Source organism: Colwellia aquaemaris (assembly GCF_057548755.1).
The window spans coordinates 384577-409704 of the sequence record NZ_BAAJLV010000002.1 but is presented as its reverse complement, the minus strand read 5'-3'; the positions used below and the strand labels follow the sequence as shown (position 1 = coordinate 409704).

21 protein-coding genes are annotated in these 25128 nt (G+C 38.6%); 6 read left to right on the top strand and 15 right to left on the bottom strand.

What is annotated here, in order from left to right; genetic code table 11:
• Window positions 1-52: 52 nt before the first annotated feature.
• From phoR to AC27HL_RS08130, 3 genes are all read right to left on the bottom strand, one after another.
• Entirely contained in the window at window positions 53-1363 is a 1311-nt protein-coding gene (gene phoR, locus AC27HL_RS08140) for a phosphate regulon sensor histidine kinase PhoR (RefSeq protein WP_487080474.1), read from the bottom strand.
• 10 nt (window positions 1364-1373) lie between these two features.
• Window positions 1374-2075, bottom strand: coding sequence for a phosphate regulon transcriptional regulator PhoB (gene phoB / locus AC27HL_RS08135; RefSeq protein ID WP_487080473.1), 702 nt, complete (start codon window positions 2073-2075; stop codon window positions 1374-1376).
• A gap of 185 nt (window positions 2076-2260) precedes the next feature.
• The gene (locus AC27HL_RS08130) at window positions 2261-3211 is read right to left on the bottom strand and encodes a porin (protein ID WP_487080472.1); all 951 of its coding nucleotides are present in this window, start codon (window positions 3209-3211) and stop codon (window positions 2261-2263) included.
• A 325-nt stretch (window positions 3212-3536) separates the two neighbouring features.
• Between AC27HL_RS08130 and AC27HL_RS08125 the strand changes: the two genes are divergently transcribed.
• A complete protein-coding gene (locus AC27HL_RS08125; RefSeq protein ID WP_487080471.1) occupies window positions 3537-5288 on the top strand; it encodes a sensor histidine kinase in 1752 nt (583 codons plus the stop codon).
• 116 nt (window positions 5289-5404) lie between these two features.
• A complete protein-coding gene (rdgC, locus tag AC27HL_RS08120) occupies window positions 5405-6325 on the top strand; it encodes a recombination-associated protein RdgC (RefSeq protein WP_487080470.1) in 921 nt (306 codons plus the stop codon).
• Between the two features lie 77 nt (window positions 6326-6402).
• Here the strand turns inward: rdgC and AC27HL_RS08115 are convergent, their stop codons facing one another.
• The gene (locus tag AC27HL_RS08115) at window positions 6403-7245 is read right to left on the bottom strand and encodes an HDOD domain-containing protein (RefSeq protein WP_487080469.1); all 843 of its coding nucleotides are present in this window, start codon (window positions 7243-7245) and stop codon (window positions 6403-6405) included.
• A gap of 241 nt (window positions 7246-7486) precedes the next feature.
• On the opposite strand from AC27HL_RS08115, the gene trhP reads away from it, so the two are divergent.
• Window positions 7487-8848: a prephenate-dependent tRNA uridine(34) hydroxylase TrhP gene (gene trhP / locus AC27HL_RS08110; RefSeq protein WP_487080468.1), complete on the top strand. Its 1362-nt coding sequence runs from the start codon at window positions 7487-7489 to the stop codon at window positions 8846-8848.
• A 3-nt stretch (window positions 8849-8851) separates the two neighbouring features.
• A complete protein-coding gene (locus AC27HL_RS08105) occupies window positions 8852-9097 on the top strand; it encodes a YfhL family 4Fe-4S dicluster ferredoxin (RefSeq protein ID WP_487080467.1) in 246 nt (81 codons plus the stop codon).
• A gap of 78 nt (window positions 9098-9175) precedes the next feature.
• Here the strand turns inward: AC27HL_RS08105 and AC27HL_RS08100 are convergent, their stop codons facing one another.
• The 4 genes from AC27HL_RS08100 to rppH form a co-directional block, all read right to left on the bottom strand.
• Window positions 9176-10009, bottom strand: coding sequence for a thymidylate synthase (locus AC27HL_RS08100; protein ID WP_487080466.1), 834 nt, complete (start codon window positions 10007-10009; stop codon window positions 9176-9178).
• 181 nt (window positions 10010-10190) lie between these two features.
• The gene (locus tag AC27HL_RS08095; protein ID WP_487080465.1) at window positions 10191-10988 is read right to left on the bottom strand and encodes a sulfite exporter TauE/SafE family protein; all 798 of its coding nucleotides are present in this window, start codon (window positions 10986-10988) and stop codon (window positions 10191-10193) included.
• 51 nt (window positions 10989-11039) lie between these two features.
• Window positions 11040-13316 (bottom strand): phosphoenolpyruvate--protein phosphotransferase, encoded by a 2277-nt coding sequence (gene ptsP, locus AC27HL_RS08090; RefSeq protein ID WP_487080464.1) that lies wholly within the window; start codon window positions 13314-13316, stop codon window positions 11040-11042.
• Window positions 13317-13514: 198 nt separating this feature from the next.
• Complete coding sequence (rppH, locus tag AC27HL_RS08085) at window positions 13515-14021, bottom strand: RNA pyrophosphohydrolase (protein WP_487080755.1); 507 nt, start codon at window positions 14019-14021, stop codon at window positions 13515-13517.
• Window positions 14022-14230: 209 nt separating this feature from the next.
• On the opposite strand from rppH, the gene mutH reads away from it, so the two are divergent.
• Both mutH and AC27HL_RS08075 read left to right on the top strand, forming a co-directional pair.
• Window positions 14231-14908: a DNA mismatch repair endonuclease MutH gene (mutH, locus tag AC27HL_RS08080; RefSeq protein ID WP_487080754.1), complete on the top strand. Its 678-nt coding sequence runs from the start codon at window positions 14231-14233 to the stop codon at window positions 14906-14908.
• 128 nt (window positions 14909-15036) lie between these two features.
• Entirely contained in the window at window positions 15037-16473 is a 1437-nt protein-coding gene (locus AC27HL_RS08075) for a sensor domain-containing diguanylate cyclase (RefSeq protein ID WP_487080463.1), read from the top strand.
• A 22-nt stretch (window positions 16474-16495) separates the two neighbouring features.
• Here AC27HL_RS08075 and AC27HL_RS08070 read toward each other — a convergent pair whose 3' ends face one another.
• The 7 genes from AC27HL_RS08070 to AC27HL_RS08040 form a co-directional block, all read right to left on the bottom strand.
• Window positions 16496-17389, bottom strand: coding sequence for a D-hexose-6-phosphate mutarotase (locus tag AC27HL_RS08070; protein ID WP_487080462.1), 894 nt, complete (start codon window positions 17387-17389; stop codon window positions 16496-16498).
• 323 nt (window positions 17390-17712) lie between these two features.
• Window positions 17713-18969 (bottom strand): amidohydrolase family protein, encoded by a 1257-nt coding sequence (locus AC27HL_RS08065; protein ID WP_487080461.1) that lies wholly within the window; start codon window positions 18967-18969, stop codon window positions 17713-17715.
• Between the two features lie 11 nt (window positions 18970-18980).
• Window positions 18981-20363, bottom strand: a complete 1383-nt coding sequence (locus AC27HL_RS08060; protein WP_487080460.1) for an amidohydrolase — start codon at window positions 20361-20363, stop codon at window positions 18981-18983.
• A gap of 244 nt (window positions 20364-20607) precedes the next feature.
• Window positions 20608-20919 (bottom strand): DUF1289 domain-containing protein, encoded by a 312-nt coding sequence (locus AC27HL_RS08055; RefSeq protein ID WP_487080459.1) that lies wholly within the window; start codon window positions 20917-20919, stop codon window positions 20608-20610.
• A 75-nt stretch (window positions 20920-20994) separates the two neighbouring features.
• Window positions 20995-22551, bottom strand: a complete 1557-nt coding sequence (locus tag AC27HL_RS08050; RefSeq protein ID WP_487080458.1) for a SulP family inorganic anion transporter — start codon at window positions 22549-22551, stop codon at window positions 20995-20997.
• A gap of 256 nt (window positions 22552-22807) precedes the next feature.
• Window positions 22808-23479, bottom strand: a complete 672-nt coding sequence (locus AC27HL_RS08045) for a GntR family transcriptional regulator (RefSeq protein ID WP_487080457.1) — start codon at window positions 23477-23479, stop codon at window positions 22808-22810.
• A gap of 120 nt (window positions 23480-23599) precedes the next feature.
• Entirely contained in the window at window positions 23600-25126 is a 1527-nt protein-coding gene (locus AC27HL_RS08040; protein ID WP_487080456.1) for an aldehyde dehydrogenase (NADP(+)), read from the bottom strand.
• Window positions 25127-25128 lie beyond the last annotated feature (2 nt).

Genomic DNA, 25128 nt, shown 5'->3' with positions numbered 1-25128 from the left:
CACCTCAATCAGGTGCTTCTAAAAAGGTTTTTCTGCGTTTTTTTTAAGATACCTAACTGAAATTTATATCTTTATCATTTTTAAAAGTAAAATAAATAATAAACTCGCTACCCTTATTCCATTCACTTTCTATGGCAAGTTCGGCGTTATGATGATTTAAAACATGCTTAACGATTGCTAAACCTAGACCTGAGCCGCCAGTGTTTCTTGAACGCGACTTATCAACTCTAAAAAAGCGCTCCGTTAAACGATTCACATGTTCAGGCTTAATACCTGGGCCATTGTCTTTAACACTAAAACGTATTTTATTGCCATTATTCGCTAAGCTAACATTAATAACACCATTTTCCGGCGTATAGGCAATGGCATTTGAAATTAAGTTCATACATGCACTTTTTAATTCATGCTCATTACCAACAATAACAATATCTGCTGCAATATCGTCTGTAATATTATGATTCTTTTCTTGATTGAGCCATTGCACATCTTCAACAATTGTTAATATTAAACGTGACAAGTTGACTTGCTGAAGGTTGTCATCTTCAACATTATTTTCTACTCGTGACAATACCAATAGTTGCTCAACCAAGCGGTCCATTCGAGAAACTTGTGTTTCTATGGTAGAAAATGCTTTTTGCCAATGCGGGGCTAATGCAGCTTCACTTGCTTGTACCATTTCAACATAACCGCGCACCACAGTTAATGGCGTTTTAAGCTCATGAGATACATTAGCGACAAAATCACGCCGCATTTCCTCAAGCCGTTGAATTTTACTTATGTCTCGCGCCAGCAATAATATTTGATCGCTGCCATAGGCCATCATCCTTAATTCCAGTTGCTGCTCACTGTTTATTGGCGAAATGATAACGCAAGGGCTTTCAAAGTTGCCTCCTTCAAGATATTTGGCAAACTCAGGGAAGCGTATTAAATTGTCAATACGCTGGCCAACATCTCCCGGCCAACGAATGCCAATTAATTGAGATGCTTTTCTATTGCCCCATAAAATAGTGAGTTCAGTTGAAAGCACTAAAGCTGCATCAGGCAAGGCTTCAGCACCATCTCTAAATTTACGAATGCGCTCATTCAACTGTTTTTGCTTCTGGCGTTGTTTGCGAATTCTATGATAGAGACCATCATAAATCCGTCCCCATATACCCTCAGCTTGTGGCGGCGCAATCGACTTTCCCTGCCATAGCCAATCTGTTAGTTTAAACAGGTGGTTATAATTCCAAATCAGTAAAGCTAAAGAAGCTAAACTCAGTGCCAAAAAGGTATTGCCAAATAGGTAACCGACAATACCGCTCATCGATAATGTAGCAATAATACGGGTTATAATTGTTCTTTGAGATAAGCGAAAAGGCATATTTTACAAATTATACTCTGTCTTTAGTTTTACCAGAAAATCGGTAACCTGAACCACGTACGGTTTGAATAAAATCTTCATGACCTTCGCCAGCAATAGCTTTACGTAAACGTCGAATATGCACATCAACTGTTCTATCCTCTACATAAACATTGGTGCCCCACACATTGTCTAATAGTTGTTCGCGGCTATATACACGTTCAGTATGCGTTAAGAAAAAATGTAACAAACGAAATTCGGTAGGGCCAAGGTCAAGGTTTTTTTCATTGATCGACACGCGGTGCGCGACTGGATCTAGTTTGATACCATGAAACTCGATAGCTTCTTCAAGCGCTGTTGGTGCAACCCGGCGAATTACGGCTTTAATGCGGGCTATTAATTCTTTTGGTGAAAATGGTTTAGTTACATAATCATCAATGCCGGCGTCAAAGCCTTTCACTTTATCATCTTCATCAGCACGCGCCGTCAGCATAATAATCGGAATAGAACGGGTATATTCGTTTTGTTTTAGTGATTTAGCGAGCTTCACTCCTGTGCCGCCTGGTAACATCCAATCAAGCAAAATTAAATCTGGGTAAGGTTCTTTAATTTTTGCCTGTGCTTGTTCAATGGTTTCTGCTTCAATAGCGTTAAAGCCGTTTTGCTCTAAAACAAATGTGATCATTTCTCTGATCGGCGCTTCATCTTCAACAACTAAAATCTGTCTATTCATGTATCTTTCCTGATGCCTAAATAAAAAATCGTCTACTAAGCATTGTGATAAATTATTGTGACAATTTCATGACATGGATAAAATTAATGTCATGATCGACTAAGCTATTAAAATAGGCAAGAAAAAAGCCGCAACAAGCGACTTTTATTCAAGTTTCATTATTTATTCAATGCCAAACTTAGCCATTAAAACTTGTATTCAATACCCGCAGCTAAATAGTCTTGGTCTTCACCAGAGTCCATATCGAAGCTAGTGTAGAAAGTATAAAGTTTAGTGCTTTTCGCTAATGAGTAGTCAGCACCAACAGTGATACCTGACTTATCATCACCGCCGTCAAAGTTCGCAGCTTGGTACTGACCTTTGAAAGTAATTTTATCCATTTTGTATTTCGCTGAAACCATAAAACCGTCCATTTCAGCACTACCGTCTATCTTCTCTTGCGTTTGTACCATAGCGCCTAAAACAACACCACCTACTTTACCTTGAACAGTAGCACGCGTAATGTCATAACCTTTCACTTCTGAATCAACGGCAACTGAGGCAAAGATTTTTGATTTTTTCAATTTCTTATCACCGTAAAATACAGCAATTGAAGTACCGTCTTCGCCATCAACTTCATCTTCGGTCACATAAGTAACGCCTAGTTGAAAACCATTAAACTTAGGTGATTTATATGAAATCGTATCCGCCATACGATTTTCACCTTTCCATAAGTTTTTAATATCACCGTTTAAATCACTGAATAAATCCACTTTACCTTGCGATTGCTTAAGCATAGTATCGTTTTTACCTAACAATACTTCACCAAAGCTACCTGCTAGACCAACATATTGGTTACGAGCCTCAAACGTATCAACATCTTTTTCTTTAGAGCCGTAACCCTTTTTACCATCGCCATCTAAATCAACTTCAAATTCAGCTTTATAAATAACAGTTAAGCCATCACCTAAATCATGCGTACCCTTTAAGCCAATACGCGAAGCATTGCTAGTCACTTCAGTAAATGAGCCTTCACCAAAGTCTGAAGACTGTACTGAAAGATTAGCCTTACCATAAATGTCAACATCAGCTGCAAATGCCGATAACGATAAAGAAGACAATAATGCAACAGCGATTTTATTGTACGTATGTTTCATGTGGATACCTTTAAAAGATTTAAGTATGTCTAGAAATTAATTGCGGCTATTTTGCCAAATATTTATGACACTTTTGTGACACAGGGCATGATTTTACAAATAAATATGACACTTTTGCTAAATTTAATTTATTTTTTTGTGGCTATTTGATGATAGTTTTATTGCATTTTTTATGCAAACAAATGACATATTCTTTAAAAATACTGAGAAAACTCAATAACTTTCGTTAGCCAATGGAGTAATAATAGCCACAATATTTAAAAAAAACTTTTAACCTGCGATAAAAAAGCTAAAATCAAGAAATACGAAATAAAAGAAATATTTAATGAAAACTACAAGCCTGTCACGAAAATTACTTGCCCGAGTATTGTCATTTTATTTTGTTCTGACCTTCCTTGTTACCTGTGTGCAAATCGGTGCCGAGTATATAAATACCAAAAGCCATATAACCAGTGAACTTTTAACACTTGAAAAAACCTTTAGTGGCAGTTTAACGAGAGCCGTATGGGAGTTAAACACACAACAAGCCATCGATATTGCCGATGGTTTGGTGGCTATTCCTATGATTAAAGGTATAACCATAACCGACGAAAACGAACAAATAATAGCCCAGTTGGGCCTAGTTGCTGATGAAGAGACCCTTAATATAGAGTCGTTAAATGATGAGGGTTCCGATAATGAATATTTTAATGTCAGTTCAAGCACTGATGGGCTATTTGGCCACTCTTTCCCATTAATTTTTGAATTCTCAGGCCGTACAACAAAAGTCGGCTCAGTAACATTACTTTCCAGTAATGAAGTCATATTTAACCGTATTCAAGTGGGCATTTATTTTCTAATCGGCAATGCCATGGTTAAAACTGCTGCACTCGTTTTATTGTTTTCTATCGCCTTCTCACAATTATTAACCAACCCACTAAATGAACTTACCGAACAGATCAATCAATTTGATATTGATGACCCAGAAGCATCTAAGTTACACGTTATTAATTATGAAAATAACGAGTTAAATATACTGCAAAATGCCTATAATAATTTAATTGATGAACTGGTGCTTTATAAGGAACAGTTAGCACAAGCACAAAGTAAAATCATATCGACTAATAGCAAACTCGATGAACAAAATTTAATGCTTGAACAGGAAGTAGCACGAAAAACCTCATCATTGAGTACCACCATGCTAAAAATGGAAATGCAACAACGGGAATTACTTGAACAACAAAGTAAGTTACAAGCCGAAAATAATCGCAGAAGCGTTACCGAAAAAACACTAATTGATACTAATCATGAGTTAAAGAGCTCTATTATCGAATTAAATAAAGCACAGGAACGCCTGCTTGACGCTGAAAAAATGGCAATTTTAGGTAACATTTCAGCAGAAGTTTCACATGAAATTAACACACCTATTGGTGTTAGTATTACCTCTGCAAGCTATTTATCTGATCTACTAACAACACTTAAAGAAGATATTGAGCAAAATAAGTTAAGTAAACGAACATTAACAGATTACACCAAAAACTCACAACAAGGCTTAAATATAGTACTAAATAACCTGAGTAGAATTTCTGAACTTGTTACCAGTTATAAGCAAGTTGCCGTTGACCAAATTAGTGACAAAATTCGTTTGGTCAACATAGGTAAATACCTAGATGAAATTATTCACTCTTTGCACCCTAAATTGAAAAAAACAAGCCATACAATTAAAGTTGACTGTCCGGAAAATTCAGAAGTATATTGCCATGCAGGTGCTATATCACAAATTTTTACTAACTTAATTATTAATTCTATTGCTCACGGCTTTAGTAATATTAATCGAGGAACCATTAATATTACCGTTAAGCAAGCAGCTGATCACGTTCATATAGTGTATCAAGACGATGGCCATGGCCTAGATGAAGAACAACTTAAGCACCTATTCGATGCGTTTTATACCACATCTGAAAATCAAGACGGCTCAGGCTTAGGCACACATATTGTTTATGACTTAGTAAATGACACATTAAACGGTAGAGTAAAAGCCAGTTCAGCACCTGGAGAAGGCTTACGATACGATATCGAATTTAGTAGTATGAGTTAAATTTTACAACCTAAATAATTGAAAAAATATTGGCGTGCGCAAGGTGGTAAATTACGGTAACATAACGCTCGTTTTTCAATTATTCGCCCACATTGTTAGGGCCTAGGATTATCTTAATGTGGTTTAAAAACCTTTACTTTTTTGCCTTTACTCGCCCATTTGAATGTTCAGAAGCTGATTTAGAAAAACAATTATCTGAACACCTATTTACACCATGTGCTTCAACTGAACAATCTCATTTTGGTTGGGTAAATGCATTAGGCAAGCATGGCGAAACCATTGTTCACGGCGTTAATGGAAATTTTTTACTATGTGCTCGTAAAGAAGAGAAAATTCTACCGGCACCTGTTATTAAAGATATGCTCGAACAAAAAGTTGCGCAATTAGAAGCCGAGCAATCTCGTGGCGCAACCAAAAAAGAAAAAGAACAATTTAAAGAAGATATTATTTTTGAATTGTTACCTCGTGCATTTTCACGTTTTAGTGATACACACGCTTATATTAATGCTGCCCATAATATTATTGTTGTTAATACCAGCAGCCGTGGCAAAGCAGAAGACTTTCTGGCGTTATTACGTAAGTCACTTGGCACATTACCTGTTACTACTCCTTCGCCAGAAAAAGCACCAGATGAAGTAATGACCGACTGGCTAATTGAAAATAACTTAGGCGCTAACTTCCAACTTGGTATGGAAGCTGAATTTAACGCACTAGGTGATGATGGTGCCGTTGTTCGTGTTAAAAACCAAGATTTAACCAGTGAAGAAATTAAAGCCCACCTTGATGCCGATAAATATGTAGTAAAAGTCGCCCTTGAATGGGATGAATCATTATCTTTCATTCTTTGTGATGACTTAGCCATTAAACGCCTTAAATTTTACGACGTTATTCAAGAACAAAATGATGATATCGATAGTGATGACGTTATTGCAAAACTTGACGCAGACTTTGCCTTGATGGCCGGCGAGCTTAACCGTTTTATTGACCATTTACTGGCTGAATTTGCATTGAAAGCAACAGATTACCTAGAAGAGTAGTACCATTAACAATTTAAAAAGGCGCTTTAGCGCCTTTTTAAATTGTTAAAATTTGCCTTAAGTAACAATAAAATACATTAGTTAAACATGGCTCTGGCATCACTTAACAGACTTTCAAATTCTTCTGATGCCATATAGTCAACATCTGGCAGAATTTCCTTAGTGACATAACTTTTTAATAAAATATCGCGAGTTGATTCACTTTTAAAAATTTCATGGTAAACCGCGCCTGCACGGATAAAATCAAGATAATGCACTTCCTTAGGAAGTACCGATAAATCATTCCAAGCAGACACTAGTTCGGTAAACTCTTCTGGAAACTCCCATGCCTTTGTTACTTCGGCACCAATTTCATTAGAAAACTTAATAATGGCTTGCTGAATAAAGGCTGGATTAGCAAATACCTCAGGGTGATTTTCAGCCTCAGTTAAAATTGGCAACACACCTATATTATGCACCAATGCCGCTAATGTTATAGTGTCTAGTGAAAACGCCGCATGCTTATTTTTTTGCAAATAAATAGTCATTAACGATATAGCGACTGAAGCAACATCCACAGTTTTGTTCCAAGACTTCTGCATATACTCGGAAATTATTGGACTATCCGAAACAAACATTTGCTCAACCGCCATTGCCGTTGCAATGCTTTTTATTTGCGTTAAACCAATACGGGTAACTGACTGCGCAACAGTTTCAACCTTTACGGTACGACCAAAAACAACACTATTCGCCACTTTTAACATGCCTAAAGATAATGCTGGGTCTTGAGCTATAATTTCACTCATTTTACCAAGATTTATTTCTGGATCATCGGCAGCTTTTCGAACTTTTAACGCTATTTCAGGTAAGGTAGGTAGTACTAGAGCATCTTGTTTAATTTTTTCAACAAGTATAGTGTAAAGTGCATTTTCTGCGCCCATAAATCTTCCTTTTTATTAGTATTAATTCATAAATAAATCTAGCACAATATATTGAAATTACGACAATAAAAGTAAAAAATAATTGCTATAGTGATCACCTTCTATTTTCTTAACGCACATAACCAAAGTTGTTTTCCATCGCTAATACATTGATCAAGATCAAGCTTACATAACAAATCCTGATAACAGTAACTAAACTACATTATAATGCGCGACCGCTTTTATTATGTTGAATTTTATTATGCTCAAACCTGAATTATTGTCCCCTGCTGGAAGTCTAAAAAACATGCGCTATGCCTTTGCCTATGGCGCCGATGCCGTTTATGCAGGTCAGCCAAGATATTCACTTCGAGTACGTAATAACGAATTCAGTTTAGAAAACATAAAAATAGGTATTGACGAAGCACACGCACTCGGCAAAAAGTTTTACTTGGTAAACAACATCGCCCCGCATAATAGTAAGCTACAAACTTTTCTGCGCGATATAAAGCCAGTTATTGAAATGGGGCCTGATGCCCTTATCATGTCTGATCCCGGGCTTATAATGATGGTTCGTGAGAACTTTCCTGACATGCCTATTCACCTTTCTGTGCAAGCTAATGCCGTAAACTGGTCAACCGTTAAGTTTTGGCACCAGCAAGGCATAGAACGTGTAATTCTCTCTCGCGAATTATCATTAGATGAAATAGAAGAAATTCGTTTTCGTTGCCCCGAAATTGAATTAGAAGTTTTTGTTCATGGTGCATTGTGCATGGCATATTCAGGCCGTTGTTTACTATCTGGTTATATTAATAAACGTGACCCAAACCAAGGCACTTGTACAAACTCTTGTCGGTGGAAATACGATAGCCATCCTGCACAAGAAACCGAAACCGGTGATATTATCGCTAAACAACCGGCCGAAATATATGTGCCAGAACAAAAGCCTTTTGAAGATGTCGTTTTATTACAAGAACAAGGGCGTCCAGGCGAATATATGCCAGCCTTTGAAGATGAGCACGGCACATACATCATGAATTCAAAAGACTTGCGTGCGGTAGAGCATGTTGAGCGTTTAGTAAAAATGGGGGTACACTCATTAAAAATTGAAGGCCGTACTAAGTCATTTTACTATTGCGCCCGAACGGCACAAATTTATAACCAAGCAATGATAGATGCCGTTAACGGCAAAGCATTTGATGGTCGGTTAAACACCGATTTAGAACATTTGGCACATAGGGGTTATACCGAAGGCTTTTTACAGCGCCATCGTCACGGTGATACGCAAAACTATGATTACGGATACTCAAAAAGCGACACTCAACAATTTGTTGGTGAAGTTATTGGCCGTAACGAAGCGACTGGCTTAATTGAAATTGACGTTAAAAATAAATTCTTAATAGGTGATGAGCTTGAACTGATGACGCCTTCGGGAAATCAAAGCTTTACGCTAACTAAAATGCAAAATTTAAAAGGTGAGCCGGTTGAAGATGCCAAAGGCTCAGGTCATAAGGTTGCCATTGAGCTCGGCACTAGCGTTGATTTGTCATTTGGCATTATTATGCGCTACCTCACTGAAGGTGGTACTACGCGTCATCCTTTTGCGCAAAATCAGGAAAAATAATTTATGGCATTACTCATTGAAAACAGCTGTATTAACTGCGACATGTGCGATCCTGAATGTCCAAATGAAGCAATTTCAATGGGAGAAAATGTTTATGAAATTGATGTTGATAAATGTACTGAGTGTGTCGGCCATTACGATAAGCCAACTTGTGTTTCCGTATGCCCTATCGACTGTATCAAACCCGATCCAGACAAAATTGAAGATGAAGAAGCCCTACTAGCAAAATTTCTTCGTATGCATGGCTAACAGCATTTATAAATAACAAAAAAGGAGCTTTACGCTCCTTTTTTGTTATTGAATTACCAGTGACAACAAAACGCAGCATTACACCGAAATAGGTGCCTTAATATGCGGATGCGCTTGATAATTTTGTAATTCAAAATCCTCAAAAGTAAAATCAAAAATACTTTTAACATTAGGATTAATTGCCATCGTTGGCAATGGCAAAGGCTCTCGCGAAAGTTGCTCTTCAACTTGCTCTAAGTGATTCAAATATAAATGTGCGTCACCAAAGGTATGAACAAAGTCACCTAGTTCCAAATCACAAACCTGAGCAATCATCATAGTGAATAATGCATAGCTTGCAATATTAAACGGCACACCTAAAAATATATCGGCACTACGCTGATATAACTGACAACTTAATTTGCCGTTAAGGACATAAAACTGAAATAAGGTATGACACGGAGGGAGTGCTTGCTTACCAGCAGCGGCGTTAGCGTCAGGGCTAATTGACGTATCAGGTAAAAGCGCCGGATTCCAAGCTGTGATAATATGACGACGAGAGTCGGGATTATTCTTTAAATCATCAATTAACTGCGCAAGCTGATCAATAGTTTCACCATTTTGCGCAGGCCAATTACGCCACTGCACACCATATACAGGGCCAAGTTCACCATCTTCGGTTGCCCAATCATCCCAAATTTTAACGCCATTTTCTTTTAAATAGGCAATATTTGATTCGCCCTTAATGAACCAGAGTAGCTCATGAATGATTGATTTTAAATGACATTTTTTAGTGGTCACTAATGGAAAGCCTTTGGCAAGATCAAAACGCATTTGATGGCCAAATATACTCTTAGTTCCGGTACCTGTTCGATCTGACTTTTCAATGCCTTCATCACGAACCTGACGCATTAAATCAAGATATGCTTTCACTCGGTTGTCCTTTAAAAATCAATAAATTTAGTCGTTGATAAAATAATAATATGGCTTAACTACAAGGCTTAAGTCTGATATTTCCGACCATCGCAAACGTAGTTTTATTGCTATTCTTAACACCATAAATAGTGGCTGAAATTATGCCTAATATTTGCAGATGTGGCAAAAACTATTAACACTACAACATCATTTTAATTGCCACTAACATAAGAAATAGCGCAAAACCTTTTTTAAGAATTGGGATAGGTAATGAACTTGCCACTTTAACTCCTATGGGTGCACACAGTGATGAGGTTAAAATAATACCGAGCAATGCTGGCAAATAGATATAACCTAAGCTCCAAGATGGCATTAAGGATGGCTGTGGAGCAATAATTATGTAGCCAAGCGCACCAAAAAGCGCAACAACAATACCACAAACAGTCGCAACACCGATTGCTTGGCGCATAGCCAATGAACAGTACATCAAAACCGGAACTAAAATAGCACCACCAGCAATGCCCATTAAACTTGCAATAATGCCGGTAACTAGTCCGATAATGGCAAGTATGCCATGATTTGGTAAAGCAATGCTGCGCTCTATCTTAATCGACAAAAACATGTAAATTGCTAAAAGGAATACAGCGCTAGCAAATAAATTAGTTAATGCAGCTAGTGACAACGAACCCGCAATTATTGCACCTACTACACCGCCAATAGCCACAGTAAAAATTAACTGCTTAGCAATAGGCCAAGGTATATTGCCATTTTTATGGTGTGCTCGCGTGGCTGAAGAAGATGTAAAAATAATGGAAGCGAGTGAGGTAGCTAAGGCCATTGGTAAAGCAATTTCATGACTAATACCCAATAAAGGTAATAAATAAACCAAAACGGGCACTATAATCAAACCGCCGCCAATACCGAGTAATCCCGCAAAAAATCCTACAACTGCTCCTAATAAGGTACATGCTAGGAAAACGCTGACAAACATTGACATTAATTAACCAAATAAAGCCTTTAAATAATACCACCGAGAATAACACAATGGCTACGGCATGACTCGTACAAAATCTTCCAGGCCCATTTGAGTTAATTGCTGGTGCATATAGTTATGTACTTGTCCTGAGGAGGTGAAGCTTAACACGCTAGATAATATTTTTTGTAACTGCACATATTCAACACTACGAATAGCCCACTTAACTTTTGCTAAACTATGAGCCCCCATACTTAAATTATCATAGCCCATTGCTAGCAGCAGCAAGGCACCTACAGGTTCATTGGCCAATTCACCACATATACTCAGCGGTATATTTTGCTGCTTACTTTTATCGGCAATAAATTTTAGTGCCCGCAAAATAGCCGGATGGTAAAAATCATATAAGCTCGCTACACGTTTATTGTTACGATCAACGGCAAGTAAGTATTGAGTTAAATCGTTACTACCAACAGAGAAGAAATCCACTTTTTTAGCTAAATCTTCAAGCTGAAAAATAATACTCGGTACCTCAATCATAACGCCAATTTTAGGCCTAACTAACTGCGTCTCATTATTTGTAGGTAATTCCACCGATAATTCATAATATGCCTGATTTATAAGACGAATAGCTTCATCTACTTCGCCTAAGTTAGAAATCATAGGTAACATAATGGCTAAATTTTCCAGCCCAAGATTTGCTTTCATCATTGCGCGAATTTGTAGCAAAAATATTTCCGGATGATCGAGCGTTATGCGAATACCCCGCCAGCCTAAAAATGGGTTTGCTTCTGTTATAGGAAAATAAGGCAGTGATTTATCGCCACCAACATCAAGCGTTCGCATGGTTACTTGCTGACCTTTAAATGACTCTAAAACCTGACGGTACAAGACAGTTTGCTCTAGTTCAGAAGGGAAACAACTGCGATTCATAAAGGGAATTTCTGTACGATACAAACCGACACCGTCTGCCCCCACATTATGTGTAAATTCAAAGCCAGAAGACAAACCACTATTAACCATTAAGCTAACATTATGGCCATCTATGGTCACGGCAGGTAGGTGAGCAACTTGCCTAACTTGTTGCTGTAATTGTTTTTCCGCTAATAAAATATGTTGATATTCATTAATTAAGGCGTCAGTAGGTGCCACATGCAACTGGCAAGAATAACCATCTAGAATGGCGTACTGTTGATGTAATTGCTGCATAGGCAAATATTCAAGTCCCATCACCGCTGGAATATTAAGTGCCTTTGCAAGAATAGCAGCATGTGAATTATTCGAGCCGCTTATTGAAACAATTCCTTGCAAGCCTAGATGTTGATGATCAGCAATCATAGATGCAGTAACATCTTCTGCTATTAATAAAAACTTATCTGGTAATTGTTGCTGAGCAATAACATGGCGTTGTAGGTTTTGTAATAAGCGATTTCCTAAATCTTTTATATCACTTGCCCGCTCTCTTAGGTAATCGTCTTCTAGTTCTTCAAACTGCACAACATAGCTATCAACAATTATCTTTAAAGCACTTTCAGCTCGCCAACCTTGTTGTATTTTGGCAATCACTTCATTTTTAAAATGCTCACTTTCTAGTAATTGTGTATAAACATCAAAAATATCTAAACTACTGTCGGAAATAATATTTTTAAGTTTTTTACCCATCACAGTAAAACCTTTAACTGTGACTGAAACTGACTCAGTAAAGCGATTAACTTGCTCGGAGCTATTTGGCTCCTTAGTGGCAGCTACGGTAGTAAGGTCAGCAATAGGATGCACAATAACCATTGTGCCCATTGCAATACCTGGAGCACCACCAATTCCCTTATGAGTTTTGACTAAAGAAAAGTGGTTATCATAAATCTCCAGCAAGCCTTGTGCTTCTATACTTGCCATTGCGTTAGCCAACTGGGCAGATAAGGTGACAAGAAACGCTTCCTCATTTTCAGAGAAATACCGTGCTTGCTCTTGTTGCACAGTTAAAATGCCAAGCACTTTACGCTGATGAATTATAGGTGTACCTAAAAAAGCCTGAAAATGCTCTTCTTTAACTTCTGGCGCATGAATAAAGTCTGGATGTTGCTGAGCATTAGCCACATTAATCGGCTCTTCACGTTGCCCAACTAGGCCAATGAGGCCTTCAGTAAAACCTATACTAGTGCGACCAAAGGCATCTTCGGCTAAACCGTCAGAGGCCATCAATAGGAAATGTTGCTTTTGGTGATCGGCAAAATATACTGAGCAGCATTGCGCTGATAATGCCTGTTTAACTTGCGTGACAAGTCGTAACAAAGCCGGCTCGAGTTCTGCGGCCTGACTGAATTCAAGTACAATTTTGCGCAAAGTAGTAAGCATTATAATCCCTATAATTATTGCATTTACCTTTACATCTATTAGAAGTATCGCAAGTTAGACGTAAAAGCGAGTATATATTTGGCAGGTATTATGTCATCCATGAACATAACCATTTTGCCAAATTCTCTGGGGTAAAATTAAATAGCTCACCGAAGTGAGCTATATACATTACATAATAATAATCTTAGATGGACTCTGTTAAGCACGACGTCGACGTCGATCTTGACGATAACTAGGCATTGCCGCTAATACAAACTCTTTCATTACTTTGCGATAAACTTCTCGCTTAAATGATACAACTTGTCTAACTGGATACCAGTAAGAAACCCAACGCCAATCATCAAATTCAGGGTGATCTGAATGTAATAAATTAATCGCGGATTCTGGTGCCGTTAGTTTCAATAAAAACCATTTCTGCTTTTGACCAATACAAACGGGTTTACTTTCGTGCCTGATTAATCTTTTCGGTAATTTGTATCTTAGCCAGTGCTTAGTCGTTGCTACAATTTTTACATGTTCAGGTTTTAAACCAACTTCCTCGTATAATTCCCGATACATGGTTTGCTCTGCAGACTCACCCTCGTCAACTCCACCTTGTGGATATTGCCAAGAATGCTGACCAAAGCGACGTGCCCAAAACACTTGTCCCCTATCATTGATTATTACTATGCCGACGTTGGCTCTGTAGCCTTCGGCATCTATCAAAGGAGCTCCTGACAGCATTAATAATGGTATTGATTCTTCCATACTATAGGCATTTGGGCAAATGGAAATTGTCACTAATTTCAATTAAGTTTTTCCAATTACCTTCAAACTCAAAAGCTTGCCATATTCAGTAAGGCATAAAATTCGGCTTGCTCAAAGATAGCTATTCGGTTGATAATATTGCCATTACAGATCGCTGGCTATATACCTTGAAAGCTACAACGCCCCCTTTAAATGAAGCTGAACTGCTTGAACGAGCCCAAACCTTAGCCGGCATGACACTTGGTGAAATTGCTAAGTCAATAAACGTTGCTGTTCCAAAAGATTTAAAGCGGGAAAAAGGCTGGGTTGGTCTATTATTAGAACAAGTATTAGGCGCAACTGCAGGTTCTCGACCTGAGCCTGACTTCCCACAATTAGGGATTGAATTAAAATCTCTGCCCATTAACTTTCAAGGTAAACCGCTCGAAACGACATTCGTTTGTGTAGCACCACTTACAGGCTTAGTCGGCGCACAATGGCAAACCAGTCATATTCGCCATAAGTTAGCGCGTGTACTTTGGGTTCCTGTGGTTTCAGAACGTGAAATTCCAGTAGAAGACCGTATTGTTGGTACAGCATTTATTTGGTCTCCTTCACCAGAAGAAGAACAATTAATGGCGCTTGATTGGCAAGAACTAACAGACATGATAGTGCTTGGCGATGTCGAAAATATACATGGCAAACATGGCCAAGTCCTGCAATTGCGCCCTAAAGCCGCAAATAGCCAAGCAAAAACTCAAGCATTTAACCGCCATGGCCAACCATTTCAAACCTTGCCTCGTGGGTTTTACTTAAAAACCAGCTTTACACATGCGTTATTAAAAAAATACTTGCGTGTGAATTAGCAACACAGCACATAAAGTATAAAGTTTTGCAGCTAGCGTAGAAAATTAATAATAAAGACGTGGCTTATCACAAGTATTCGCGCTATAAATAGATTATAAGCATGAATACTTGGTACAAATAAGATTTAATGAAGTTTGGAAATAAATTCGATCGCTACATAGCGGTAACTTTTTTTGTCACCATAGTAACGATTATATTAACGTCATTTCTCACATTTAAAGAAATAATCAATAGCCATAATGAAAAGCAACATGCGGCTATTACACCACTATTTTCATTGGTGACTAGTGAAATCCTCCGCCCCTTAAGTGTTGCTAACTTTATGGCCAATAACCAACTAATCGTTGATTATGCAGACAGAGCCAGCATAGATAAAGAATACCTAATTAGTTATTTAGACAGAATTTCAAAGTCTTACAATATGCTATCGTTTATCGCACTTGAAAAGCATAATTTAATGGTTGATTCTAATGCCAAAGAAACCATGCTCAACAGTGCAGCTGCCGAATGGTTTCATCGTTTAAAATCATTACCTGGTGACCAATTTACCGATATCGGCAATGCTGAAGATCCTCACCTTTATTTCGACAATAGAATTGTCAATCAACAAGGGGAATTTTTAGGTTTTACTGGGGTGGGTATAGACTTAAATTACTTCGCGGAAAAATTTCAAGACTATAGCGACCGCTTTGGCTTCGAGCTTTATTTTGTAGATAGTAACAACATAGTAACTTTATCTTCAAGTGCCATTATGCAAACCCAGAGCCACCATAGAAAAGATGCCATTACACGCTTAAGTGACTTTTCTTGGTTTCAATCATTAACAGCTAATAATAGTTCAGACTTAAATTTAACTAACGAAGTCATGTATACCACAGAAGAAGGTTTGTTGATTTCTCAAATGCCTATTCAAGAGTTAAACTGGCGCATGTTTATTGTTTCACCGCCCGCCTCACAGCAAAATGAGTATTGGAAAATATTTATAGGGCGATTTGTTATTTTCTTTATTATTTCATTTATCTTTTATATTGTTTTATTAAATATTATTAGTTATTTCAAATCGAAATTAATTAAAGACTCAGAAACTGATTATTTAACGCAATTACCTAATCGTAGCCATATCCATTGGCGCTTTGAAGATATCGCACAAAATAACACTTCCCTTTGTGTGGTGCTGGCCGACATTGATAACTTTAAAAATATTAATGATACCTATGGTCATATTGTCGGTGATGATGTTTTGCGCGTTATTTCTGAGCAATTAGCCCTAACATTGCGCCAAGTTGATATTGTTGGTCGTTGGGGTGGTGAAGAGTTTGTCATGCTACTTCCTGACACCACCGCAGAGCAAGCTCAGCTCATCATTGAAAGAGTTAGAAAGCAAATTGCCGAAATTTCATTTCCATTATCCAGTACCAGCGGTTCTTTCACCACCACCGTCAGTTTTGGTATTTGTGCCTTGCCACTAGTAAACAATAACATCGAAGACTATATTTCCTGTGCAGATAAAGCCCTATATCAAGCAAAGCACAATGGTCGAAACCAAAGTGTTATTTTTAATTAAGCTAAATTTGGTTTAGCAAAGTTTATAGCGCTTCAATACTCACACGTTGGCTAATACTAACACTTTCTTGGCTAGCTATTTTTTGCCATTGTGTATTTGCCGCTTCTAAACAAACAAATTCTTGCTCACTGCCTTGATGCATATCGGCCATTGACGCTACAGCCTCTCTCCCTGGGTTCCACAACACCCATTGTTGGCAATTAACACTGTCAATGGTAATGGTTCTTTGCCACTTGTTATCAATAATGGTCTTACTTTGATTGTCATGGTAAATTCTATCAATTGGCCCCATACAGTGAACAAGCGTTGAAAGCTGATGCTGCTTACCTGTTAACTTATCATCATAGCGATATAAGTCGAGTTCGTTCACAGTAACTTGCTCTGGATCACCGACGCAAAAATAACTGTGCAGTGCTCCCGTATATTCAACCGAATGTTCAGATAAATTAGCCATAGTTAAGGTTTGCTGAAATTCTGTGGCAAATACTAGTTTTTGCGTTAGTTTAAAAGCGCTAGGCCAAAAAGAAGAATACTGCTGACCCGCTAATGAAAGCACAATAGTAACATTTTCGGCAGAGATACTTATATCATCTAAATGCCACAAACTTTGCCGTGCAAAACCATGATTACTCGCTTTAACTATCTCGCCGCTAACAGACTTTACATCACCACCAAACCATGGCCAACACAAAGGTATGCCACCACGAATTGCGCTTGAAGACGAATAATGACTATTTTCACTTAACCAGAAAACTTGCTGCTGCCCTTTTGGCTGCCATGACAATACTTGACCGCCATGCAAACTAACCTCACCTTTGCTATTTTGGTGGTCAAATTTAATAACTTGTATATCATCCGAATACTGAAATAAATCAGCTTGACCATAGTCGTTTTTCAATAATGTTTCTGATGTCATCAATTTAAACTTAACTGCGTAAAAGAACGTTTGAGTTTAGGTGATTGCCATAAGGGATGAAAGTACAAAAGTATCCAAAGCCACTTTCAAAACATAATTTCTATACTTGATATTGTAAAAACTATTTTGCGGCTACAGATCCTTGCATCAACGTTATTGCTTACTGGACCTAGCTAGTTAGTTTTTCCTGGAGCTCAAAACGGACCGTACGCCCTGTACATATAAGCTCCTACCCCCTTGTATGCGCTTTATATAGTACTTCCCGTACATAAAAAACCACGCATCAGCGTGGTTTTTTATTAAGCTTTCGTTAACTTGTTAAGTTATTTTGAATAAGCTCTTGGCATGTTGCTATCTGTTGTGTAGCGCTGTCTAAGTTTGTCTTGACGGCTTTGTGTTGAATACTCTTTACCGTTAATCCAAATTTTAGCCACCGAAGAACTTAACTCAAATGGGTCAGCACTCCATAATACTAAATCGGCAACTTGACCAACCGCCACACGACCACTTTGCAAATTAAATGCATCAGCTACATTAGCCGTTACCGCAGCAAGTGCATCTTCGCGTGATAAACCGTTAGCAATGGCATTACCAGCATGAAAACGTAATTGATACAGGTTATGCGTGTCTCCATCGACCGTTAATGCGACATTTACACCTACAGCCGTCAATTTAGCGGCATTTTCAAGCGATGTGTGTAATGAGTCAAAACTACCAGGTAAATTATCTAACGCTGCCATTACCACAGGTACTTTTGCCGCCGCTATTTTATCTGCAATTAAGATTGCATCCGCCGCGCCAACTAAAACTAAATCAAGACCATAGGTTTCTTTAAGTTTTAACAATACCAATAGATCTGTTGCTCTATCAGCATATGCCACAAGGGCTTTATCACCAGCAAGTAGTGCATTAATCACTTTCGCTTCACGGCTTGGCTCTTTGGCATCTTTCTTTTCTTTTTTGGTCTTTTCTTTCGCTTTCGCTAGTTTTTTAGTGGCATCTTCTAATTTAACTTGCAGCTTTTGTAACTCTAATGCTCTAGAGCCTTTGCTTTTAGCGCCTAAGTCAATAATCACATTGTTGTTACTCACGCGTACACTATCAAATTCACCCGATAAATCAGCAACAAAGGTTTGTCCTTTAAACATGTCTTCGCCACCACGAGGGGCAACAACATTACTGGTAATGCCACCTTTACGACTGTATGGGATCACGGTAGAGCGCGGATTAAACGCTAAACTCGCATCAAAAGTTATGTCTGCCTTTTTATCTCCGGCGTCACGGCTTCTAGCGACAGCGCCAACTTCTACTAAACCCATTTGGTTCATAGAGCCAATAAAGCCTGGCGTTAAAATTTTCCCTTCTGCGTCAATGACGTTATCAGCGCTAACACTGTCAGGATTTATCGCAATAATCTTACCGTCTTCGACGATGACTGTCGCTTTTTCCAAAACACCTTGTTCCGTTACGGTATGTACGGTGGCATTGGTAATGGCAAAACTTTCAGCAAAACTTGCGCTTGAACTAGTAGCTAGAGCCAAAGCAACTAACGATGATTTAAATAGTTTAATATGCTTCATTGTTTTTAACCTTATCTTTGACCTAGTAGGAAGTCGCTTTTCGCTTGGTATTTTTCATCATGGCGATCGTATACTTTTGCGCCATCAATAAATACTTGCTCAGCTTGGGCATAAACACTAAATGGATTTTGGTTCCAAATAACAACATCTGCTTTTTTACCGGCTTCTAAACTACCTGTTTCATCAGCTAATCCTAAAGATTTAGCGGCATTGGCAGTGATCCAAGTAATGGCCAATTCTGGCTTAATTTCAAAACCATTGTCATTTGCACGGTACATAACTTTACCCGCTTCTTGGTTTAATCGTTGAATAGTACTTGAAGAATCAGAATGAACAATAGCACATGAGTTTTTCACAGCATCAACAATGGCTACATTTTCATGAACCATATCATAAGCTTCCATTTTAAAGCCCCACCAGTCTGGCCACATTGCAGCACAGTTGCCATTTTCCGCTAGCTTGTCGGCAATTTTATAACCTTCAATTGCGTGGTGGAATGTGCCAGAGTGGTAATTAAACTCTTTACCTAAGTCAATCATCATGGCCATTTCTTCGGCTTTATAACAATGGTTATGAATTAAAATATCACCGTCTAATACACCTTTTAAGGTATCTAGCTCAATATCACGTATTGGAGCCTCGGGATTTTTACCGGCTGCATAGTCGGCTTCATACTTCTCCCAAGCTCGTTTATATTCAGTTGCTTCCGCCCAAGCCATACGGTAACCGGCCATATTACCCATACGCGTTGATGGCAAAACCTTACGGCTACCGTAAACACGTTTAGGGTTTTCACCACATGCCATTTTTAAACCATAAGGTGCGCTAGGATATTTCATGCCTTGCATGGTTTCACTTGGAACGTTACGAAGCGTAACACCACGGCCACCAAATAAATTCGCTGAGCCCGGAAGAATTTGTAATGTTGTGACACCACCTGCACGTGCAGCTTGAAAGCCAGGGTCTTGCGGCCAAACACTATGTTCAGCCCAAACTTCTGAAGTATTAGGAGAAGTCATTTCGTTACCGTCGGAGTGCGACTCAACCGACGGACTAGGATAAACTCCTAAATGTGAGTGAACATCGATAATCCCCGGTGTTACCCATTTACCTTTCGCATCTACTTCCTGTGCACCTACTGCTGTTAAGTTTTCACCAATTTGGCTAATTTTGCCATCAACAACTAATACATCTGTACTATTTAAGCGCGCGCCAGTCCCCGTTAATACTGTCGCGTTTTTAATCAGAGTTGTTTGTTGTGGTAATGCTTTGTAGGTACTTGGGTAAGGGTTTTTATTAATTTCAACTTTTGCATCTTGTTGCTCACTCTGCAAACAGCCAGTTAAGGCGACAGAAATTGCTGCCATCGCAAAAGATGGTAGAAGTTTTTGCATAAGATTATTCCTTTTGTGCTTCATATCCCTTGAAAAAGCGCCAAGCTTTTCGCAGAAGTATATGAGTTTTTATTATTATTGAGTGCGGGCTTTACTATTAATAACTAACGGCGCATCAGTGTTAACATAATATTAGCAATATACAATATTATGAAATCTTGTTAACAACAAGCATCTATAGGGTGTCGAATAAAAAATTGCGTCGAATTAACGATTATTTGCGGTAAGTGGTGCGAGTATAAAATTACAACTCGAAGTCGCCAAAATCTAAATCGCTACTATTATCTAATTTACGTTTAGCTGTTGGCTCAAGCAATGACGGTTGTTGCTGTGCGTTATTTGTGTCAATAATGACAACTTTTTCCTTGGCTGGCGCATTTTTCCGTTTCTTTCTTTGTTGGCAACGTTTAATAACTTTTTGTCGAGCGTTTGAATCTAATGATGTCCAATTTAAGCGCTCATCTCTAGTACGAAAGCAACCCAAGCATTGGCCTTTATCATCAGACTGACAAATACCAATACAAGGACTTGGAACATCAAAAAATTCTAACTGCATCGATTTATAACAACCAACATCAATATAAATTTAACCGTGTAATTAAGTATAACTCAATCACACGGTTAAAAAAGATTAAGCTAGTTTATCGGTGGCAATGTGATAGTCAGGATCTTCAATCACATTTATTTCCACTAAACTTCCAGCCTTAGTTAATAACTGAGTGCACTCTTTACTTAAGTGTCTCAAATGCATTTGCTTGCCGCGGTTTATATAACGCTCTGCTAAAGTATCAATCGCTTCAATGGCTGAGTGATCGGCAACACGCGAGTTTTTAAACTCGACAATAACGTCATCACTGTCATTATCCATATCAAACTGCTCTAAAAAGCTTGAAACTGAACCAAAGAATAATGGCCCGCTAACATCATAAACTGTCGAGCCATTTTCATTCATAGAGCGATGAACAATAACGTGTTTAGCATGCTCCCATGCAAATACTAATGCAGAAACTATAACACCAACCACTACCGCTATCGCTAAATCTGTCGCAACCGTCACACCAGATACAAGAATAATAACGAAAGCATCAGCCTTAGGTACCTTGCCTAAAATTCTAAAGCTCGACCATTCAAATGTACCAATTACGACAATAAACATAACACCAACTAGAGCTGCTAATGGTATTTGCTCTATCAACCCTGAGGCAAAAAGAATAAAACCTAGTAATGCTAATGCTGCGGTAATACCCGAGGCGCGACCACGTCCGCCTGAGTTAACATTGATCATCGACTGGCCAATCATGGCGCAACCGCCCATACCACCGAAGAAACCAGTTACGGTATTTGCTGTACCTTGAGCAATACATTCTTTATTGCCACGGCCACGAGTCCCCGTTAATTCATCAATTAAAGTAAGTGTCAGTAACGACTCAATTAAGCCGATAGCTGCTAATACTAATGCAAACGGTAAAATAATTTGCAAGGTTTCGAAGTTAAATGGCACGCTCGGAATGCTAAATTGCGGTAATCCGCCAGCAATTGACGCCGCTGGGTCATTAGTCATATCGCGCACAAAATCAACAACAGTGCGCGCTTCTAAATCTAGACTTTGTACTAAAATGGTCACCACAACAATAGCAACAAGTGACGAAGGTACCGCTTTGGTTAATTTAGGCAAAAAGTGAATAATCGCCATGGTTAAAACAATGAGACCCGCCATAGTATAAAGTTGATTGCCTTGCATCCACTCCATAACGCCAGCATCGTTAACCACTTTAAACTGGCCAAGTTGTGCAAGGAATATAACAATCGCTAAGCCATTTACAAAACCGAGCATAACCGGATGCGGTACTAAGCGAATAAACTTACCCAACTTAAACAGTCCGGCCAGTATTTGCAGTAACCCGGTTAGCACCACAGTGGCAAATAAATATTCAACGCCATGAATAGCAACCAAACTTACCATAACAACAGCCATAGCACCTGTAGCACCGGAAATCATTCCTGGACGACCACCGAAAATAGAGGTGATAAGTCCAACCATAAAGGCTGCATATAAGCCGACAAGAGGTTCAACACCAGCAACGAATGCAAATGCAACCGCCTCAGGTACTAATGCTAATGCGACGGTTAGACCCGAAAGCACATCATTCTTTAAATTTGCCGCTTTGCTGGCGTGTAATTCAAACATTATTTTCTCAACTTTGAGTTAAACATCAAAAATACAAGCAAACTAATGAATAGGCTTGTATTTAAAAACTTTTGCTTTATCCCGACATTGTTTTAATGATAGGCAATGTAAACGAAAATCGTTATCTTTCGGGGCGTGAAGGCGCGGGAATACTATAGATTTATAGCAAAAAAGTCAATATCTGCTCAAATTTACATCATAAATTTCAAGCAAATATCGACTTTTTAGTACGCTAGAAATGAGTGCTATTTTCTAATTAGCCACTAATAATAGATTCACGTTCATTTAAAAACGCTTTAATTTCATCGCGAGAGCCTAAAATATGCTGTTTTAATAATGCCACAGCTTTTTCAACATTTCGCTCTTTACATAAAGCTAATATTTCATTGTGCTCGGACTCAGCTTTAGAAATGCCACCAGCCCAAAGTAAATGCATACGAATATAACGATCAGCATTTTTATTTAAGGTATCGACTAAATCTTGTGTTTGCGGGCGGTCAGCACCGGAATATAAACAATTGTGATAATCAGAGTTTAATTCACTCCAAGTATTCGCTGCATTTTCTTTACCTAATGCTTTATCTAACTTTCTTAATAACTGGGTTGCTTCTTCGAGTTTTTCATCACTAATTTGCGGTAGAGAATTTGCTAACAAATCAGCTTCTAACATAGCTCGAAGCTCAAATAATTCATCAACTTGATCAGCATTTAGCTCAGTTGCAGTCGCGCCTTTGTGTGGTTCAAACGCCACTAACCCTTCAGCTTCTAGTTGTAATAGTGCTTCCCGAACAGGAATACGACTAACATTAAGTTCATCTGCTAAGGCGGCTTGTCGTAACGGCTGACCAGCTTTAATCTCACCACTTAAAATCTTTTCTCTAAGGGTTTCAACAACTAATTGAGTTCTGGTTTTATATACTATACTCATACAAGGCTTCCTAAAAATGTTACCGCTATTATAGAGATTCGCACACTAAACACAAAAAAAAAGAGTTATTGCTCATAACTCTTTTCATTTCACATCTAAAAGTATTGAAAAACTTAGACTTTATTTACTCTGCAATAACGATGGCAATAACGCATTCGGCATGTTTTGATAACAAATTGGACGCTGAAAACGTTTTATTGCTTCACTGCCAACAGAGGTTGTTCTAATTTCTGTTGATGCCGGGAACGGGCCACCATGGTTCATTGATGCACATACTTCCACGCCGGTTGGCATTTGATTATAAATCAAGCGACCAACCTTATGAGCTACCGACAAAGCTACTTGTTTAGCTTGCTCAAGGTCACTTTCAAGGGCATGAATACTGGCAGTTAAGTTTCCTTTTAATAAGCTAATCGCTTGCATCATCTCATTAAAATCAGCACATTTTACAATAAGCGCCGAAGAACCAAACACTTCTTCACGTAATAATGCATTAGAAGAAAATGTCGCTAAATCAGTACTAAACAGGGCTGCTTGACAAAAATGCTCAACACCAGCTTGGCCTTGTGCTAGCAATTCTACACCGGCAACATCTTGCCATTGGTTGACGGCTTGTTTATATGAATTGGCAATGCCTGGCGTTAACATTACACCAGCTTGTGTTTTTGAAATTTCTGCCGCAGCAGTATCAGCAAATACCTTATATTGCTCACCTTCAAGAACAAACCAAACACCCGGACTTGTACAAAATTGGCCTTGCCCCATCATTAAAGAAGCCACTAATCCGGTCGCAATCTCTTGTGCTTCATCATTTAATTTATTTGCTAAAATAAACTGTGGGTTAATACTGCCCAGTTCGCCATAAAATGGAATAGGCTCAGCTCGTTGATTAATTTGTTCTTGCAAAATCATGCCAACACGCTCAGAACCAGTAAAACCAACCGCTTTAACGAGTGGGTGAGTTACAATTTGGCTTGAAATTGCATAATTTTTACCTTGGATTAATGAAAAAACACCTGCATCAATTTCAGATAATTCAATGGCTTTTAAAATAGCTTGCGCAATAAGCTCGGCCGTTGCAGGGTGTGCAGCATGCGCTTTCATCACAACTGGACAACCGGCGGCGAGGGCTGAAGCGGTGTCACCACCAGCAGTTGAAAATGCTAATGGAAAATTACTCGCAGCAAATACCCCTACCACACCTAAAGGTAAATAACCGAGGCGAGTGTCAGGTTTTGGTAATGGCGTACGCTCTGCATCTGCTAAATCAATGACGGCTTGATATTCACCACTATCTAGTAAGTCAGCAAATAAATTTAATTGCCCCACGGTTCTGCCACGCTCGCCTTGAATACGCATTGCCGGTAAGCCGGTTTCGGCACAAGCGGTTTCTACAAGTACATCACCTAACTCAACAATTTGTTCACCAATACTTCTTAGAAAAGCAGCGCGTCTGCTTGCTGGTAACTGGCTATAACTGGTAAATGCCTGATGCGCTGCAGTAATTGCATCTTCAATTTCTTGTGAACTAGCATCGGCAAATGTAGTTGTCATAGCAACATTCTCAATGGCGTTAAAAGCAACAAAGCCATTTTCAGTTTCACCAGACCATTGACCTGCAATTAAATTTTTACCTGTAATTGTCATAA